At 45.1% G+C, this 16,571-nt stretch carries 17 protein-coding genes; 9 read left to right on the top strand and 8 right to left on the bottom strand.

Translation table 11 applies throughout. The features are described from left to right. Positions 1-31 precede the first annotated feature (31 nt). Entirely contained in the window at positions 32-979 is a 948-nt protein-coding gene (locus AEAE_RS05185) for a DNA adenine methylase (RefSeq protein WP_244569625.1), read from the top strand. Between the two features lie 174 nt (positions 980-1,153). On the opposite strand, the gene AEAE_RS05180 is transcribed toward AEAE_RS05185, so the two are convergent. After that, a complete protein-coding gene (locus AEAE_RS05180) occupies positions 1,154-1,720 on the bottom strand; it encodes a hypothetical protein (RefSeq protein WP_094690026.1) in 567 nt (188 codons plus the stop codon). Between the two features lie 247 nt (positions 1,721-1,967). Here AEAE_RS05180 and AEAE_RS05175 point away from each other — a divergent pair, with 247 nt between their 5' ends. After that, positions 1,968-2,327 (top strand): helix-turn-helix domain-containing protein, encoded by a 360-nt coding sequence (locus AEAE_RS05175; RefSeq protein ID WP_094690025.1) that lies wholly within the window; start codon positions 1,968-1,970, stop codon positions 2,325-2,327. A gap of 77 nt (positions 2,328-2,404) precedes the next feature. On the opposite strand, the gene AEAE_RS05170 is transcribed toward AEAE_RS05175, so the two are convergent. The 5 genes from AEAE_RS05170 to AEAE_RS05150 all read right to left on the bottom strand — a co-directional run bounded on the left by AEAE_RS05170 (position 2,405) and on the right by AEAE_RS05150 (position 8,427). After that, on the bottom strand, positions 2,405-3,721 hold the full coding sequence (locus tag AEAE_RS05170) for a type II restriction enzyme (RefSeq protein ID WP_148139970.1): 1,317 nt from the start codon (positions 3,719-3,721) through the stop codon (positions 2,405-2,407). After that, the gene (locus AEAE_RS05165; protein ID WP_094690023.1) at positions 3,714-4,556 is read right to left on the bottom strand and encodes a DNA adenine methylase; all 843 of its coding nucleotides are present in this window, start codon (positions 4,554-4,556) and stop codon (positions 3,714-3,716) included. The genes AEAE_RS05170 and AEAE_RS05165 overlap by 8 nt, the downstream gene beginning before the upstream one ends. Before the next feature lie 469 nt (positions 4,557-5,025). Beyond that, entirely contained in the window at positions 5,026-6,498 is a 1,473-nt protein-coding gene (locus tag AEAE_RS05160) for an exonuclease domain-containing protein (protein WP_094690022.1), read from the bottom strand. Positions 6,499-6,602: 104 nt separating this feature from the next. Further along, the gene (locus AEAE_RS05155; RefSeq protein WP_094690021.1) at positions 6,603-8,057 is read right to left on the bottom strand and encodes a relaxase/mobilization nuclease domain-containing protein; all 1,455 of its coding nucleotides are present in this window, start codon (positions 8,055-8,057) and stop codon (positions 6,603-6,605) included. Beyond that, positions 8,044-8,427: a hypothetical protein gene (locus AEAE_RS05150; RefSeq protein ID WP_094690020.1), complete on the bottom strand. Its 384-nt coding sequence runs from the start codon at positions 8,425-8,427 to the stop codon at positions 8,044-8,046. Before AEAE_RS05150 ends, AEAE_RS05155 begins: the two co-directional genes overlap by 14 nt. 417 nt (positions 8,428-8,844) lie before the next feature. On the opposite strand from AEAE_RS05150, the gene AEAE_RS05145 reads away from it, so the two are divergent. Beyond that, positions 8,845-9,471, top strand: a complete 627-nt coding sequence (locus tag AEAE_RS05145; protein ID WP_094690019.1) for a hypothetical protein — start codon at positions 8,845-8,847, stop codon at positions 9,469-9,471. Between the two features lie 117 nt (positions 9,472-9,588). On the opposite strand, the gene AEAE_RS05140 is transcribed toward AEAE_RS05145, so the two are convergent. Further along, entirely contained in the window at positions 9,589-9,897 is a 309-nt protein-coding gene (locus AEAE_RS05140; RefSeq protein ID WP_148139969.1) for a helix-turn-helix domain-containing protein, read from the bottom strand. A 100-nt stretch (positions 9,898-9,997) separates the two neighbouring features. Further along, on the bottom strand, positions 9,998-10,885 hold the full coding sequence (locus tag AEAE_RS05135) for a tyrosine-type recombinase/integrase (protein ID WP_158520519.1): 888 nt from the start codon (positions 10,883-10,885) through the stop codon (positions 9,998-10,000). A gap of 1,093 nt (positions 10,886-11,978) precedes the next feature. On the opposite strand from AEAE_RS05135, the gene AEAE_RS05130 reads away from it, so the two are divergent. The 6 genes from AEAE_RS05130 (at position 11,979) to AEAE_RS05105 (ending at position 16,413) form a co-directional block, all read left to right on the top strand. After that, positions 11,979-12,314, top strand: coding sequence for a hypothetical protein (locus AEAE_RS05130; RefSeq protein WP_094690016.1), 336 nt, complete (start codon positions 11,979-11,981; stop codon positions 12,312-12,314). A gap of 167 nt (positions 12,315-12,481) precedes the next feature. Next, on the top strand, positions 12,482-13,144 hold the full coding sequence (locus tag AEAE_RS05125) for a hypothetical protein (protein WP_148139968.1): 663 nt from the start codon (positions 12,482-12,484) through the stop codon (positions 13,142-13,144). A gap of 51 nt (positions 13,145-13,195) precedes the next feature. Next, the gene (locus AEAE_RS05120) at positions 13,196-13,813 is read left to right on the top strand and encodes a M57 family metalloprotease (RefSeq protein ID WP_094690014.1); all 618 of its coding nucleotides are present in this window, start codon (positions 13,196-13,198) and stop codon (positions 13,811-13,813) included. 146 nt (positions 13,814-13,959) lie between these two features. Beyond that, complete coding sequence (locus AEAE_RS05115) at positions 13,960-14,496, top strand: hypothetical protein (RefSeq protein WP_094690013.1); 537 nt, start codon at positions 13,960-13,962, stop codon at positions 14,494-14,496. 153 nt (positions 14,497-14,649) lie between these two features. Beyond that, positions 14,650-15,183 carry a hypothetical protein gene (locus AEAE_RS05110; RefSeq protein WP_148139966.1) on the top strand — a complete coding sequence of 178 codons (534 nt, stop codon included), beginning with the start codon at positions 14,650-14,652 and terminating at the stop codon, positions 15,181-15,183. A 51-nt stretch (positions 15,184-15,234) separates the two neighbouring features. Beyond that, positions 15,235-16,413 (top strand): hypothetical protein, encoded by a 1,179-nt coding sequence (locus AEAE_RS05105; protein WP_094690011.1) that lies wholly within the window; start codon positions 15,235-15,237, stop codon positions 16,411-16,413. The last annotated feature ends 158 nt before the right edge of the window (positions 16,414-16,571 follow it).

Genomic DNA, 16,571 nt, shown 5'->3' with positions numbered 1-16,571 from the left:
AAATGGGAATCTTCTAATATCATTCATGTTTATGGCGCAAAGTAAGCTGACAAACGGTTCCAATACCCCGTTGCGATACCCCGGCGGGAAAGGTAAAATCACACGTTTCGTGGCAAACGTGTTGGAGACTAACCATATAACCGGAACCTATATCGAGCCTTTTGCAGGCGGAGCAGGCGTTGCTATCAATCTTTTGTTGTCGGGTCGTGTAGATGCAGTTATTATCAACGACCTTGATGACGGCGTATATTCGTTTTGGTATTCTCTTGTCAACGAACCCGAATATCTGCTACGTGAAATCGACCGCGTCCCCTTTGACTATTCGGATGAAAAGCCCACGGCTCAATCTTCGAAGTACTCGGAATACTGGAAGGCTATCAGGAAAAGATACGATTTCAACCATTATTCGGATATTCGACGGAAAGGATTCGACTTCTTCATGCTTAATCGCATGAACGTAAGTGGCGTCATCAAAGGTGGGCCGATAGGAGGTGCCGCCCAAGACGGGAAATACAACATTTCTTCTCGATTTAACAAAAGCACACTCAAAAAGAGGATAGAGCGAATAGCAGCGGAAAAAGAGAGAATCACTGTTAGCAACCTAGAGGCCAGCCATTTCTTCAAATTGCTTTCTGATGGCAAATTCTGCGATATGAAGAACAGTCTCATATTTGCGGATCCTCCTTACTATGTGCAGGGACGGAATCTTTATAATTCATATGCAACCGAAACCATCCACTCTCTGGTTGCGAAGCGCCTCGTCGCTGAGCCGGATTGGAACTGGATACTCACTTATGACAAAGCGCCTCAAATATGCAGGTTGTATTCCGATAAGAACGTTAAACAATATGAATATCAGATAGCTTATTCAGCGAATAAAAGAGGCTACTATTCTGAATATATGTTTGCATCGAGAAAGATGACCATGCAATCATATGCCAACGTGACTCTTAGTCAAATAAGTGACGAGGGTAAGTAGTTTCGAGGGCTTGCTTGCGCTTTTCCATAAGCTTTTTAGCTTTGTCGAGCTTGTCAAGTTCTGGCTGTGGTGTTTGTGTTGTCATATTTTCCCTTATTTGTTGTGAGACAGTAATGTCCCCAGGGTTTGGGGACATTACTTGTAGGTGTGATTGACTATTTACGTGTTGAGTTTTTAACGGCTCATTCCTGGATCGTCATGGGTTTGTTCCCTGTTCTCGCGCTCTTGAATTTGCGCGAGGTTGTCACCACCATTGCAGAAATTGAGGAACTGCTTTTCCAGCTGTTCATCTTGTCCGTAGTGGCCTGCGATGAGGCTTGGGCGTTCATCCTCAGTTGGATAAGGGTATGTACTGGCGTATGCGAAAGCGTACTGCGGTACGTCGGTATTGGTAGCCATACCGAGTTCTCGCATATCCACCACAACAGTGTTGAAATTCATTGCCTGAGCAAGCCTGTTCACCTCGTCAAGGCTTGTATTATCAACACTATTGAACTTGCAGATAGCTTCCCCCAAGAGACTGTTGACGGGGATGAAGTTCACATATTCAGCTTCTTCGGAGAGTTCAGCCTTCTTTTCTTCGAGATTCTCTGGTGTGTCTGGCTCTTGCCAGTCTTCATCGATGGAGCGTTGAGCAATCTTCTCGAAGAGATTATCCAAGGCTTCCAGTTCTGTTGACTGGCTGACGGTGAGAGGCTGAACCTCATCCCAGATTTTGTCGGTTACTTGGAAGTTTTCCATTGTTTTTCCTTTCTGTTGGTTTTTCTGTTGGTTGTTGTTGTTTGTGTTTTTGTTGCCGCATTAACGGTTCAATCCTCTGTGCTGTTCTGGTTCATGGCCTGGCAGGTCTTGGGACGAGAAGATCTTCTGCATCACTCGACAGAAGTGAGAAGAGCCGCAGAAATAATTGCTGTGTTTTGCTCTGAACAGATTTTGCCCTTTCCACGTTAGCTGATAAGCTATCACTAGAACGAAAAGGAGAACGGAAATGGAACAGGACTTTGGTACTTTTCTTGCGAATAAGCGCAAGGAGAAAGGTTTGACGATGCGAGAGTTTGCATCTCGTCTAGATATCACAGCTCCCTACTTGGGCGATATTGAGAAGGGGAGGCGTGCTGCTCCAGAAAACAAGCTTGATGAGATCGCCAACATACTTGATTTGAGCTCTCAAGAGAAGGATTTTCTCTTTGATGCTGCGGCACGAACTCGTGATAATCACGTTTCGGCAGATATTTCTGGCTATATTATGAATACTTCTAATGCGCGAGTTGCAGTGAGAAGGGCTCAGCAAAAGGATTTTTCTGATAAAGACTGGGAATCAGTTATCAAGTTTATTGAGGGACGATGAGGACTAGCGGCAATAGAAAAGCCCCTCGCCCTCACAATGACCAGGGATGGAAGTGTTTTACAATCACAGGAAAGGAACTAGATTTCATCGTCTACGAGTGCAAAAATCCAAGATAGCCACGCCAAAACACTTGTTGCTCTACGATGCACTGTTGAGCCTTCATTGCAGACATTTAGTCGCAACATTTCTTTTTCAACGTATGCTTTATCAGGAAATACACCACTATTCACAACGATACCGAATAAATCATGAAAGATTTGATGTTGCAATATCAGTCTGGTGTAAGCTAACTGGCGCTCTCTATAATGCATGTTCAGTATTTTGCGCGCTGTATTTGTCAGACTTGTTGCATTCCGCGAACGTTGAAACAGTCCTAAATATTCACCCGCAGCTGGGTAATATGCAGCTTGTCGTGTTACCAAGCCCATATGCTCGGTAAGCTGCTCTGTAGTCAACGTATTATCTTCAGCAGAGCTTAAGCATTCCGCAAGCGATATTACTCTATCAAGTCTATCCGCTTGAATAAACGGAATTTTCTTATCCACCTGTTTATCCTGATTATCATCAGTTATCACAGGCGTGTTCTTCCATACATCGACAATATCTTTCTCTGAAATCTGGCAATCTTCAAACGTATAGGCTTGTTTGTTTCGTAATTTAATTGAAGAGAAAGAAGTTGGCTCAGTAAACTCGTACTCATACAAATAATAAGTCAGGTTTGTGTACTGGGAAAATACTAATCTAATAGGTTTCTGAACTATAGCAAGGTATTTTCTATACGGGAAATAAAGCTGTCGTACATTAAAGTCATCATGACGAATATTCTTGGCTTCCATAATGCATACAGACTGCTGTGATTCAAAACCACCATCAATTTCAAGTTGCGCCTTGCTAACATTGATGGTCTTCTTTGTTGTACCATCTAATAGATCAACGTCAAACGAAAAATCACCAGTTCCCATTCGACCATTGAAAGTCTCCAATAGGCCTTGCTCTTCTTCATTAAGAAAATTCTCCAAAGTATGCGTTGCGAGAAGCGCATTTATCGCATTCGATTCGCTTGTGATATTTTCTAATCGTAAGGTTTCGTAATCGGGTAAGGTTATGGGCGTCGGTTTCAACTTCGTAACATCTGGAAACTTCTCATACAAATTAAACTTTCCTAGTACATAGGAATGTCGAGAAACTGGCAGTACATTCAATCCAAGCTCTTTGAGAGGATTAGCAACTGATTCTGAAGTATCAAACTTTGTCATCAATCGGGGTTCTCTGAAAGCTTTAATTTCGTTTGCTTGGATTTCATATACCCCACCTTGACGAGTATTTTCCTCAATGGGATACTGTGCTAATATCTCCTTCCAAGCTTTGTCCAATTTACCCATGGAATCAGCCACTAATCAATACCTCCGTCACAGCTCCTCTTCTATCACCACGTGAATTGATAGAACGCTTTGCCGTTACTATTTCTATTGTGAAATCCTTATATAGCTTGTGAATCTCTTCACAGTCACTATTTGACTGCAAGAAATGTATGCCCTGCTCACGCAGCTTAATACATTCATCTCGTAAGCGTACTTGCTCGTCGTATCCGAAACCGTCTTGCGTGTAGCCAGTAAATGCAGAGGTTGCAGTAATAGGCATATATGGTGGGTCTAAGTAGACGAAGGCGCCCTTTGGCAGATCTTTGAGGGATTCAGCGAAATCTCCTTGGCGCATATCAATATCTGCTTCAGTGAAGTATTGATGCAATGCTCTGATGCCAACTTTGTTGACAATATTAGGGTGTTTGTACCTTCCATAAGGAACATTGAGTTGACCAGCAGAATTCACTCTGAAAAGTCCATTAAAACAAGTCTTGTTCAAGTAAATAATTCTTGCAGCTTTTTCAACACTCGATAGTTTGTCAAACCCTGGTTCTCTATCAAGCCCTCGAACATGGTAGAACCATTCACTGCCCAGCTGTTCATTCTTCTCTTCATGCACAGCCAATTCTGTAATGAGCTCGTCTGGGTTGTCTCTGACAACCATATAAACATTGATGAGCTCTTTGTTGTAATCGTTGATTCGCGCATGTTGTGGCTGTTTATCAAAGAGAACTGCACCGCCACCGACAAAAGGCTCAACATAATAGCTAATGTCCTTTGGTAGCCTTTGCTCTATTTCATCAAGTAATTGTCTTTTACCGCCTACCCACTTCAGGATAGGCTTGGCAAGTTTATTCTTCTTCAAGCTATTTCCTCCTTTCTTTAGTTGCCAGTAGTTGAAGTTTTTACATGCTTTCTACTTTCATAGTATAATTGTCATTCCAATAATTGGGGGTTGTTGCCTGTTACCTCATCGTTTGCGTCGATGATTTTCTCAGCCTCGCACTGTTGCGAGGCTTTCATTTTTTTCTACTCCCCTCTTCCCAGTTTTCTTGTGATGCTAGTCACAGAAAGTTTATTTAAATTGGTAGAACGATTGTTCAATAGATTTTCTGCAAAACATTGAAATTATGCTGTTTATTTATTTAATCGCTGAGAAATAAACAAAAGCTAGAGAATACTAGAATCGTTGATCAGCAGCGTTTGTCATGCCCCCGTCTGCTTCACGGCATCAGAGGAGATAAGAGAAGAGATCCTCACCATAATGGTGAGGATCTCTTCTCTTTACCGTCGTTGTTTGTTGTGTGAGTGGTGCTTGTGTTTTTGTTGCCGCATTAACGGTTCAATCCTCTGTGCTGTTCTGGTTCATGACCTGGCAGGTCTTGGGCGAAGAGGAGCTCTGCTTTTTCAGGGGAATACATGTCTTGTTCGATGGTTCTCCATCTGCTGTACTCTACATCTCCGTCCATGGTGGGCGCATAGTCGCCGTTCATAGTGAGCTCGTAGTGGTTGAGCGTGGGTGCAGTGTAGAGGCGATTGTTTGCCTGGTAATACCCCACCTGGTTGATGACGCTGACTCCGTCGAGAGTGATGTTTCGCATGACTGGGATGAGCTGTTGTGCGATTTCTTGCTTGACATAGTCGAACGCCACATTATGCAGGGTTACGTCGGTGAAGTCCACGTTGGTGAAATCGTCAGGTACGTACCATGTGCATTCATTGATGTGTGCACCAGTGAGATTGATATTGGCGAATGAGCCTTCTTCAAAGTAAAGGGTTTCCAGTGTAGCGTTGCTGAGGTCACAGTCATGCAGTGAGGTTTGGAAGTTGTAGTCCTCTCCGATTCCCTGAAGATGACTGTTTTTAAAGGTGCAATGAGTGAAGTTGGTGGGTATGGTTTTAGATCCGAGATCCCAGAAGCTTGTTTTGTTGAAATTGCACTTGTCGAAACTGGCTATAGCTTGGCCAACGAGTCCGTCGAGTTGGATTCGTTCCAAGCCTTCGAAGTTACAGTTGATGAAGTGAACTTCGTCAACTCCATCAAGAGCTTTTTCACCAGGGATGATAGCGGGGTAGAGTGCGTCATAGATTGACGGTACTCCGCGAAAATCTTTATTCTCAACAGTGATGACTGTTTTCCTGTTGTCCTTGGAAAGATTCTGTTCCTGGGCGAGTTTTTCTTGGGCTCGCTTTTGGACAGCTTCCATTGTGCGGGCGAAGCATTGTGCTGTTGCTCGAGTGTCGTTGAGTGCGTCGTGAGGGTCGTAGGTGATGTTGAAGTAGCGTGCCACGTCGGTGAGGTGTGGTGCTTTTTCGTAGATTTTCTTCGTGGGGTCATTCCAGTAGGGTGAGTACATGGCAATGATGAGTGGCATGAGGTCGAGGGATGCGAGCTTGTCGAACCCGTAGTATCCTTCTTGCCTGATTTTGCTGAGGTCGAAACCATCCGTGTTATACCCGCTAACTGCGGTCTTGCCTTGCAGGATACTGTCAATTTGGGTGAAATAGTCATTGAATGGTCGGCAGTTTTTCACGTCAGTGGGGCTGATGTGGTTGATTTTTTCTGCTTGTGGCCAGCCGGTGGTGAGAAGTTGTTCTCCGGGATTGAATTTCTCGTAGAAGAGTGTGCCCCCTTGTTGATCTGTGATGGCGAGGCTGAGGAGTTTGTCTTCACTGGTGAGCCCTGTTGTTTCCGTGTCAATGAAGACGATGCTGTTGTTCACAGAGTGGTTGAGGTAGGTTGCCGCCATGAGATATTGGGTTGGGCTTCCGGTGGTATCAAATTCTTCGGGGAGTAGTGTGACCATGATTATTTTTCTCCTTGGTTTATCGGTTGAGGTGTTGTTGTTCTTGTTGTTGTGTTGTTGTGTTGTCCGTATCTGACTTTTCCCATGGGAGAATCCTTTCTTGGTTATCGGTTTCTCCTGTGGTTATTGCGTTCTTGCACATGTTTTGCCACGTTGTTTAAGAGCTGGAGTCTTTTCTGATCTTCTTGGATTTTGTTTTCCAGCGCTGTGATCTTCTGGTTTTTCTCATCCCATGCTTGTGCTTGATCTTCGGGGCTTGCCTGGTTGAGAGGGATTGTTTCTTGCACGACGATTTTCATTAATTGCTGTTGATAGGTAGTGAGTTCTCGTTGGATCATGCTTTGAGCAACACTGAGGTGTTGTGTTTGAGGGTCGTAAGCGGTGATGATGGCGAGCGCTTGTCGCACTTCATCAATTTGCTTTTGCATACTGATTTCTTGTTGTGCGGTGTGGCTGGTTGCCTGCATGATCTCTTGAATGTCATCATCATTGTTCACGCGAGTGATGCTGGCTCGCTCGTGCGTTGGCGTGAAGTAGTTTTGGAGTTCTTCTCCTGTGATCTTGTGATCGAGTTGTCCTGTTTTGGTGAGCAGAATGAGTTCACGGTGGATTGCGATGTAGGCGCGCAGTGTTGTTCCGTCGCTCACAGTTTGTGTTTGAGGGATGGTGAGGCGCAGATTTCCGTGCGTGCCAGGCAGAGCAACCGTGACTGTATCCTTATTTTTGTTGATGATGAGTCTTTTGTTGATAGTGATTTCAAAGACTGTTGTTTTTTGCAGTCGTGCGAAGAGGTTTTGGGGTGTGAAAGCTTCTCCCAGGCGGTTGTCGCGGATTTTTACTCCTTTATATATATAGGTGAAATGTTTTCCTCTGTTTTGGATTTGAATGTTGTGCTTTGTGAGTTGTTTTCTCAGTTCGGTGAAGGTGGAGGTGTTCATGGCTGTGGTGTCGATGATCATTCTGAGTTGTTCTAGTCTGCTCTGACCATTCGCGAATGCATAACGCTCGCCAATATTCTTCCAACTGTTTTTCTCTGGTTCGTAGCCAATCTTTGCTGGAGGCAGAACAGACAAACTGTTCTCCAGACTGATGCGATCGTTCATGTCACGCCACGCTTTCAAGTCACGCTGATTCCATTTCCATGCCCGACCGGTGATCTCATCATGGTTGACGATGAGAATGTGATTATGAATGTGTGCCTGGCTCACGTGCGTAGCTACGATGAAATGTTTTGAACCACCCGTCATCTTTTCTGCAAGTTGGACACCCAACTCATGAACTTGCTCGGGCGTGAGCTTCTTCTCGTCTTCTTCAGGGAAACTTTGCACAAAGTGCGCAGCGAGACGATTGTTTGACTTCCTGTTTCGAGGGTTGCGACTGAAACGTTCGAAGAAGAATGCTGTCTCATCATCAGCATTTGGTTTGATGAGCATACTGTTTGAGATGAGAAGATTGCCTTCAGGACTCGTTGTTTTCGCTGGGTCTTGAATATATTGGATTGCTTTCTTGAGTGTGGAGTGAATCCATCCATCTTTTCCCGCGTATTCAAGCACGGCCATATTGCACACCTACTTTCTGCTTGTAGTCGTCCCATACGTTTTGCATGAACTCAGTAACGTCATGACTGAGCTTCTCTAATTCAGCGAGGTCGTCCTTTTCAATGCCCAATGTGCGAGCAAGTTTGAGATATGCGTCAAGGTTTCTTCCGAATTTGTTTATTGCTGCGCTGATTTCCGATGGGTCAGTGAACACTGTCACGTGTTTGAAATCTGTTCTCTTGAATAAACAGATGCGAATGATCTCACTCACACTTGAAACGTGCGGCCACGAGTCTGCCATCAGATCTTTGAGCGTATCCAATTCACTTTGTGTGAATCTAATAGTGAATCGAATATCTCGTGTTTTATCTTTTGCTTCAATCTGTTTCATTTTTCCCTCGGATCTTCGTATGGGGTTCGGGTCTCCCGAAAAACGGTTTTTCACTTTTCGTCAGAAGTGTGAAAAAACTGGCCTTTGTCGTCGGACAAAGGCGTGGCTTGTTAGTCCACTAAAACGTGGACATTTTGTTTGTCCGACAATGTCGGACATGAACAGTGGACGCGAGTTTTCGACGAGCGTTCACACTTTCATCACAATGTGAATTGTCTGAATGTTTCCTGAAAAATTCAGCCTTCACATTTTCATTACATATCTTTGGAGAGCTTTTCTTCATGCTTCACACTTCCTTCACACATGTTTTTGTGGCATTGAGATCAAGAAATTCGCATTTCCTATCACGTAAGGCAGTTCAACCGCGTTAGTTTCATGCCACGTTTGTGTGGTGTGAGAAAAAGAAAGGTGCTGAGTATGGCTCGACGTTTGAATGGTGAGCTTGCAAATTTCTTGGGAGAGAAGTTTGATCGCATGTTAAAAGATGATCGTCAGAGTTTGAAGAGACTAGAAGAGTTGACAGGTTCGATTGCTAGCTCTGCGCAGGAGCTTCAGAACGCAACGATGGAACTACAGTCGGCTTTGACTGAGTTCTTGAGTTTGCGTCGAATGAGTTTGTCACAGTTTGCTCAAGAAGTTAATATCCCTATTGTCCAGTTGCGCAAGATCGTTGCGCTCGATCTGACTCCGTCTGTTCCTGACGCTTCTGATGAATCAGCTGATGAGAGTTCTACTCCAGCTGATGATCAGAAGAAGCCAGATGAAGTTGAACAGACTTCACTTGAACAAGACGCTCCTGTGGAAAAGTCCACAGAGAATAACAGTGAGCATCAGGAAGAACAAACTGTTTCCAACCAGGATGAATTGAATATCGACTCTAACACTGAAGAGCAGAACACTGACACTTCATCTGAAGAGTCAGCCTCCTCATTTGACAGTCCGGCGTCCGACGAAGCTCATAATGATATGAATGAATCTTCTGATCAGTACTCGTCCGAGATGAACGAAAATTCGAATCCATTTTCTGCCTTTGGATCATACTGATCTTCACTCTTGTGCGTAACAGAAGGAAAGGAGCTGCCTATACGATTTACTGATGACTCATATTCTTTCTTTTCATAACAAAGCCCCTCAGAATTTTTCTGAGGGGCTTCCTCTGTTCTACTTCGTGAGTGCGTCATCCCATACAGCAGGCAATCCGGATATCTCCACTGCACGGCGAGCTACAGCTCGATACCACGAAGCGGGAAAACCATATCGGGCTTTCTTATCATGAGGTACAGGAACGTAACCGAGAGCGCGCGCTTCCTTCGCCAAGTTGACGGCTGAGCCTTCAAACTCTTCGGTCAACTCCTTATATTTACGATCAGCATAGTCGGGAACTTCAAACATCCCATTCTCCCACCGGATGACAGACCGGTGATCTACACCGAGTAGGGAAGCGAGTTGGTGAGAACTCAATCCCATCATCTCCCGAATGATGAGCAGTCGTGCTGAGTCTACTATTTTTCTCATCATCCGCTCCTGTAACATAATGTTTACCTCCCCAATTGGGGCACAAGTTCTTCTTCTATTGTACCCTGATGAGTTTCTGTTGTTGAGTTCTCCAATCATTAAGATCACGCATTGCTTGTTCCAGTTCTTGTTGATCTGTCCACAAATATTGTTGTGTGACTGCAAGATTCGCATGACCAAGAAGTTCTTTCACTGCGAAGATATTATGCGTTGCCTGGAAAGTATCGGTAGCAAAGCGACGACGGAACGCATGGGGTGACCAACCTGTTTCTTGTCTCACCAATTTCCCAATCGTTGCTCCAGTCAAATGCTTCCCGCTCTCATGACCATGGTTACGTGAGGGGAATAGCCAGCCGCTTTTACTCTGCTTCAATTGCTTCAGTAAAAGTCTCTTCACGCGAGGACTGACAGGAACTAACCGTTCTTTATCTCCCTTCCCATGAATGGTGAGTGTGAGCTTACCATTCAATTCTTGATTCAGATCGTGCGCGTGCACCGCTGAAACTTCACTGCGTCGCAATCCCATCTCACTCATCAACAGCACCATTAACTGAATGCGAGGCTCAGTTGTCTTCTTCAAATTCATGACACTTTGATAAGGAGCAGGAGTCATCTTACGAACAGAACGCTTCGACATCACCACGTCTTGTGACGGGTCGTGCTTTATCTTCTTCTTCAGTGTCATGCACGAGTAGAAACTTCTCATCGCGCACAGGTCTGCTCTCTTCGTGTTCCTGCTTTTGTTTCGTGCAAGCCACTGTTCAATATCGTTTGCAGTGATGAGTTCTGGTGGTTGTTGGGTGAAGTGTGCGAAGGCTAACAGTTTATGTTTCCAACTGTAGATTGTGGTGGAACTGATGCCTCGACTTGCGAGCCAGGTGATCCAAGTGGTGACTTGCTCGTTCCATGTTGGTGGAATTGGTCGTGGTAGTGGGCCAGGCATTGTTGTCTCCCTTTCAGAGAACAGAATTGGACAACTTCCGATCATAATTGTTCCAAAGGTGGTGATGTCGTCCCTATTTCGAACCAAAAACATGCGGATAATGGAGAGTTAATGATGCATAAGTGGTGGTCTTGTCCCTACGACACGCTTATAGAAGGAATTGAACAAAAATAGTTATAGATTTTCTTTCCCGCATTTCTCGTACAAAGGAAAGATTTACAGATAGGACAGGTTTTATACGATAAAAGTTGCCTCGAATGTAGTTCCTACAAAATATTGTTGGAATTGCAATCATCTGGAGGGGATAAATCCGCGTGTCCAGGGTTCGAGTCCCTGCGGGGGCACAAAAAGTGCTCATACTCCTTGGCAGAATTTGTTTCTGCAGTGTTCTTCTTGGTGAATTAATGAAAGAATGAAACGCAGTTTGTATGTCTAGTTCATCAGATTCACATCTCGCACATGATGCGCGTATTGGTTCGAATATTCGTATCCTCTTGGTGAGGAAAAACATGGCTGAAAGCCGCTTGCAAAGCGCATAGGCCTTCTCCCAGCTCGTCTTCCCAAGAAGTTGATCGGGCGGATCCATTGGCGCGTGACGGAGGTGTTGAAGATCTCCATCGTCTTGAATGTCCCTCTGATGGATCTGCTGGATGGTTTGTTGGACGAATAGTATTTTTATTCCACCAAAAGAGAGCAAAACAGACGGATACATTCAATACTTTTGTCAACTAATTGAGGTGAGGGCTAAGCCAAATTTTCTTTTTCGCTTGAAACAGCTATCTGACGATTGGCGCTGCTTGAGCCGATGAAGGTCGTACTTCAGAGAATCGAGTACCATCGTGCAAGTTTGTAACGCTTCTTGTTGGCTACGCCATTGGTACACGCCAAAGCCTGTGGCAAGGAAAACAATCACTAATAAGCTGGCAAGTGTTGTTGTGAGAAGACGTTTCTTAAGATTGCCACTGTGCGATATTGCTCAGGCGATTCACTATAAGTAGGGGGAAGGCTGAGCTTTTCACTGACTGCAGTCATTCTTACCACAGCGTTGCTTCTCACTGGTCGTGGGCTGACTACTCCTTCGAAGGATTGGCCTGTGCCCAATGAATCCTCGTATGGGATTGCTGAGGAGAATTTTACCGTGGAAAGAAGTGGAAGTATCAAGTCACTTCAGCAACTAATACATGATTCCAGCAATGTGATCGTCGGCGAAGTGGTGAAGAAAGAAGTTACTGCGAGCCCTATTTTCGGCATTATCACGAAAAGTACATTCTCGATAATTGGTGTGCTGAAAGGCAAGCATCGCCCGCATGAGAAAATCATTATCCGCGAGTGGGGTGCACAGCAGCCCGAGCATCTCCATGAAAAGCAGATCCTTCTCGAAAGTTTCGTTTATAAACGGTATCTAGACAAAGGAATAAGTAGGGCATAGAATACTGCAAAAGCAGTAAAGAAACTGCTGTGAGTACTGTTTCGTTCGACGCCTTGTGCGCTACCTAAGATCACTGAGGTCTGGAGAAGAGAAGAAGAAGTTACCAACGAAGATGACTTCTTCTACAGACGAGGTGACTAACCCTATCCGCTACGTCAATTGAGGGAATGATGACAAGTAACATTGTCCGGACTGTAGGTTCAGGAGTACTTTCTGTACTCGTTTGTGTTTCACTATTGGGATGTGGAAGCAGCGCTTCTCAAACTCATGAAGAGAAGATTGCCACTCCTCGAGTGGGATTAAGCATGGAAGACTCTCGATATCACTTTTTGAGGGAACGATCATATGCTTCTTTGGAGGAATTAACTGATGATAGCCCACTTATTGTTGTGGGGAAAGTTGAACAGCAAGAAACAGCTCTTGATGTAGATAACTATCATTACGTAACGCTCTCTACAGTCAATGTGATCTCCACGCTGAAAGGAAAACCTGCTACCGAAGGCTCAATAACAGTGCGGCAAACGGGCGAAAATGACCCTATTATTCTCAAACAGAATGAGGTCATAATGCTTTTTCTTAACCCTGTTGCAGACCCCAACAGACCAGAGGACAAGGCTGTCTTCGGAGATCAATATGCAGTTCGAGGTGTAACCGCAGGTATCTATTCTTTGTCTAATAAGAGAACATTCACAACTCTCATGAGGACTACTTCGAACAACAATCGTTCGGATTCATCGGTCTCTTTTGAAAGAATGTTTAATACAGAGATCGATCAGCTCCCTGATGAAGTTGATATCAGCCAGGTTCTTTCTACCATTCAGCAACATTAACCAAACGAAACAAGTGGTAATTACTTGAAAAAATAAAGGTAGAGAAGGTGCATGATGAACACAAGAAAAGGTAATTATAACAGTCAGCTCTTTGGTTTCAGACTGCTAGGGAAAGCAGTACTCGTCTTTCTGATTATTCTTGGGGTGTCGAGCGCGATTCCTACTCATTCTGCCTATGCATATTCAACATATCCTGCGAAATGGGATAGCTCAATTCAGATGATTCGTGCCTACGGCGATGTGAGTGGAGTTTATTCCACTGCACTCAACCAGGCCATCGACAATTACAACACTCAAACCCACGTGCATCTTTCGCGGAATAACAACGGTAAGATGCTTGCACAAGCACGCTACTATGGTGGAACGAACTGGATTGGATTCAAAGATGGCAGCCAAAATGTTGCAGGGTATACGAACAGTGATGCAGATAAGTATCCCCGTAAGAGGATTACTTGGGCAGATGTGATGCTGAATAAGAGTATCATTCGACCCTCAACTCCAATTGGTAAAGTTCGCTTAATCTGGTTGCACGAGCTTGGTCATGCTTGGGGACTAGGGCATAGTGATTATGTGCATACGGTAATGTATGCTAACGCAGATCAGTCATACAAGAGTGGAGTAGAGTATCTCACAACCGATGATGTAAGAGGGATTAATTCGAAATACTAGTTCTTGCTAATAATTCGAACATGTTCACGGTGTGAAAGCTGATCACGATGTTTGTTCGTCGAAGAGTGATTGCTACTCTCAGCATCTTCTTGTGTACATTGTCACTCATTGGGTGTGGGCTGACTACTCCTTCGAAGGATTGGCCTGTGCCCAATGAATCCTCGTATGGGATTTCTGAGGACAAAGTGACTCTACAGAAAACGGCAACGCCTCTGAAGCTCAACAAAATGGTGAGCGATCACACCAACATCATGGTCGGAGAGGTGATTAAGAAAGAAGTAATAGCAGACCCGATTTTCGGAATCGTGACAGAGAATACCTTCTCTGTGATTGGCGTGCTCAAAGGAGACCATAAGCCTCACGACAAGGTGATCATCCGAGAGGTAGGAGCCACTGAAGAGCCATGGCATCTCAAAGAGAAACAGGTGCTACTGCTGTTTACGGTTCTTCCGCGAGACCAAGAAGACAGAAAAGAGCTCAAGGAAAATTGGGGAGACCAAGAAGCCGCCTCCGTAGCTGCAGAGTATGCGTTGACACATATTAATGATTTCACCACTCTCACGACTGAGCCTTTCAGTAGTAACAAGGTTGATAATGTGTCGTTTTCGAAGGTGTTTCTTCTCAAAAAGGCACAGTTGCCTAACGAGGTGACTCTTGGCCAGATCAAAAAGCTCGTGAAATGACAGAATGGGTTCTTCAGCGCTGTCAGAGAAAGAGTTCAAGGACAAAAGATGAAGAAGAAAATAACGCAAACAGTATGCGCAGGAATGCTTACTTCCCTTCTGACACTCTCACTCATTGGGTGTGGGCTGACTACTCCGTCGAAGGATTGGCCTGTGCCCAATGAATCCTCGTATCTATTGCCTGAAGACACAATGCACGTGGAGCGAGGAAAAACATCATTGACCCTGCCCAAGATTGCTAAGAACAATCAAAATATTATGGTGGGAGAAGTGATTAAGAAAGAAGTAACAGGGGATGAGATTTTCGGAATTGTCACGAAATATACCTTTTCGGTTATTGGGGTGCTCAAAGGAGAGCATAAACCCCATGACAAGGTTATTATTCGTGAAATTGGAACAGGAGACCCAGGGTGGTTGCATGAAAAGCAGATCCTGTTAATCTTTAGCTATCGTCCAGCTGACTTCGAAAAAGAAAAGGAGCTCAAAGAAAACTTTGGTAAGGAAGAGGCTGTCGAAGTGTTTGGACAGTACGCCTTGACTCATATTAATGATTTTACAACGTTGACGACTGAACCTTTTACGAGTTCGAAAGTAGATAACGTCTCATTTTCACGAGTGTTTCTTGCCAAACAAGATAAATTGCCCAACGAAGTGACTCTTGGCCAGATTAAGAAGCTCGTGAAATGAGGCACTGCTGCCGGTAGAATAGGCTATAGTTTGCAAACGAACGGAGAAACTATGGCCAGCGTCTTTGACGAAGACGACGATTACGACACCGGTGAAGACACCATGCGCATGGCGCCTATTCGCGTGCCAGCATACTCTCAGTTTGATGATTCTGCTGAGCAGACCGGTCAAATGAACCCTATCGGCGACACCATGACTTTGGATTCTCTCTCCGACGATGAAGAGAGCATTCCTGCGGACGACGAGGGGGCGTCAAACGAGCAGGACGCTCAGCACAACCCAGCCGTAGTGAAAACACCTGATCCTCACCATAAGAAGTCCATTGCGATCATCGCATCCTCCATCGCGGCCGGGCTTCTCGTCATCGCTGGTGTCGGTTACGGTGTGTACGCATACTGGTCAAACAAACAGCATCAACAAGCCGTTCAGACCTGCGAAAGCAGCGTACGTAACTTGGAAACAGCTGTAACCTCCTACAAGAAGGAACAGCAGAACGCTCAGCAGTACATGAATCTCGCCACAACAGACGTGACAGATGGTGCTCTGATTACCAACCTGCATCATGATGTGTCAGTTTCCATTCCTCAAGCAAAAACCTGCTCCACAACCGCTACCACGCAAGAGCTGCACAGCACTGCCACAGCGATGAAAGGGCAAGCAGAGAGCTTGAATAACGCTACTGATAATCTCAAGGCAGACATTGCTGGCATCAAGAAGTCGCAAGATTCCAAGGAAATTGAGAGGGCAAAGCAAACCTTAACCGAGGAGATTGCCACCGCGCAGAAACTCTACACCTCTTCCGAGGGAACAGTTGCCAACGATTCGGTACGCTACTCGCTCAACTCGGCCATTTCTCAAGCTCAACAGATGTTGAACAACTCCAACTCCTCGGTGACCGCCCAACAGTTCACCACTCAGATTCAAGCGCTGAAAACTGCTGAAAAAGCGGTGACAGATTCTCAGGCAGAGAAACTCGCCGCCGACCTGAAAGCTGCAGAGGAAAAGGCGCGCAAGGAAGCCGAAGAGAAAGCGCGCCAAGAGGCTGAAGAACAAGCTCAACAGGGCAATGACGACGATGCTGAAGGTGGGGATAACTCGAATAACTCCAGCAATTCGAGTAGTTCGAGCAACAATTCAGCCAACAACAATGCTGCCAACCAGGCGGCGAGCCGCGGCAACAGCAGAGTGGGAAATAACAACAACACGACCCCTGTTCAGCAGCCGCGCTAACGCGCCTCGCCAGTGTAAAACAATAAAGTGCTCCTCCTGATGCGACTCGGGAGGGGCGCTTTATTTATTGCACAGGAAAGCGGAGCTTATGCCGCAAGTTATAAGGGACAAAGGCTCAGAGGCAATCGCATTTACTAGCTGTGCAAGCAAGTGAAAGA

The sequence above is a fragment of the Aeriscardovia aeriphila genome, assembly GCF_002259595.1.
GTDB lineage: Bacteria > Actinomycetota > Actinomycetes > Actinomycetales > Bifidobacteriaceae > Aeriscardovia > Aeriscardovia aeriphila.
Note: the sequence above shows the minus strand (reverse complement) of the source record. Positions and strands in the feature narration are given on the sequence as shown.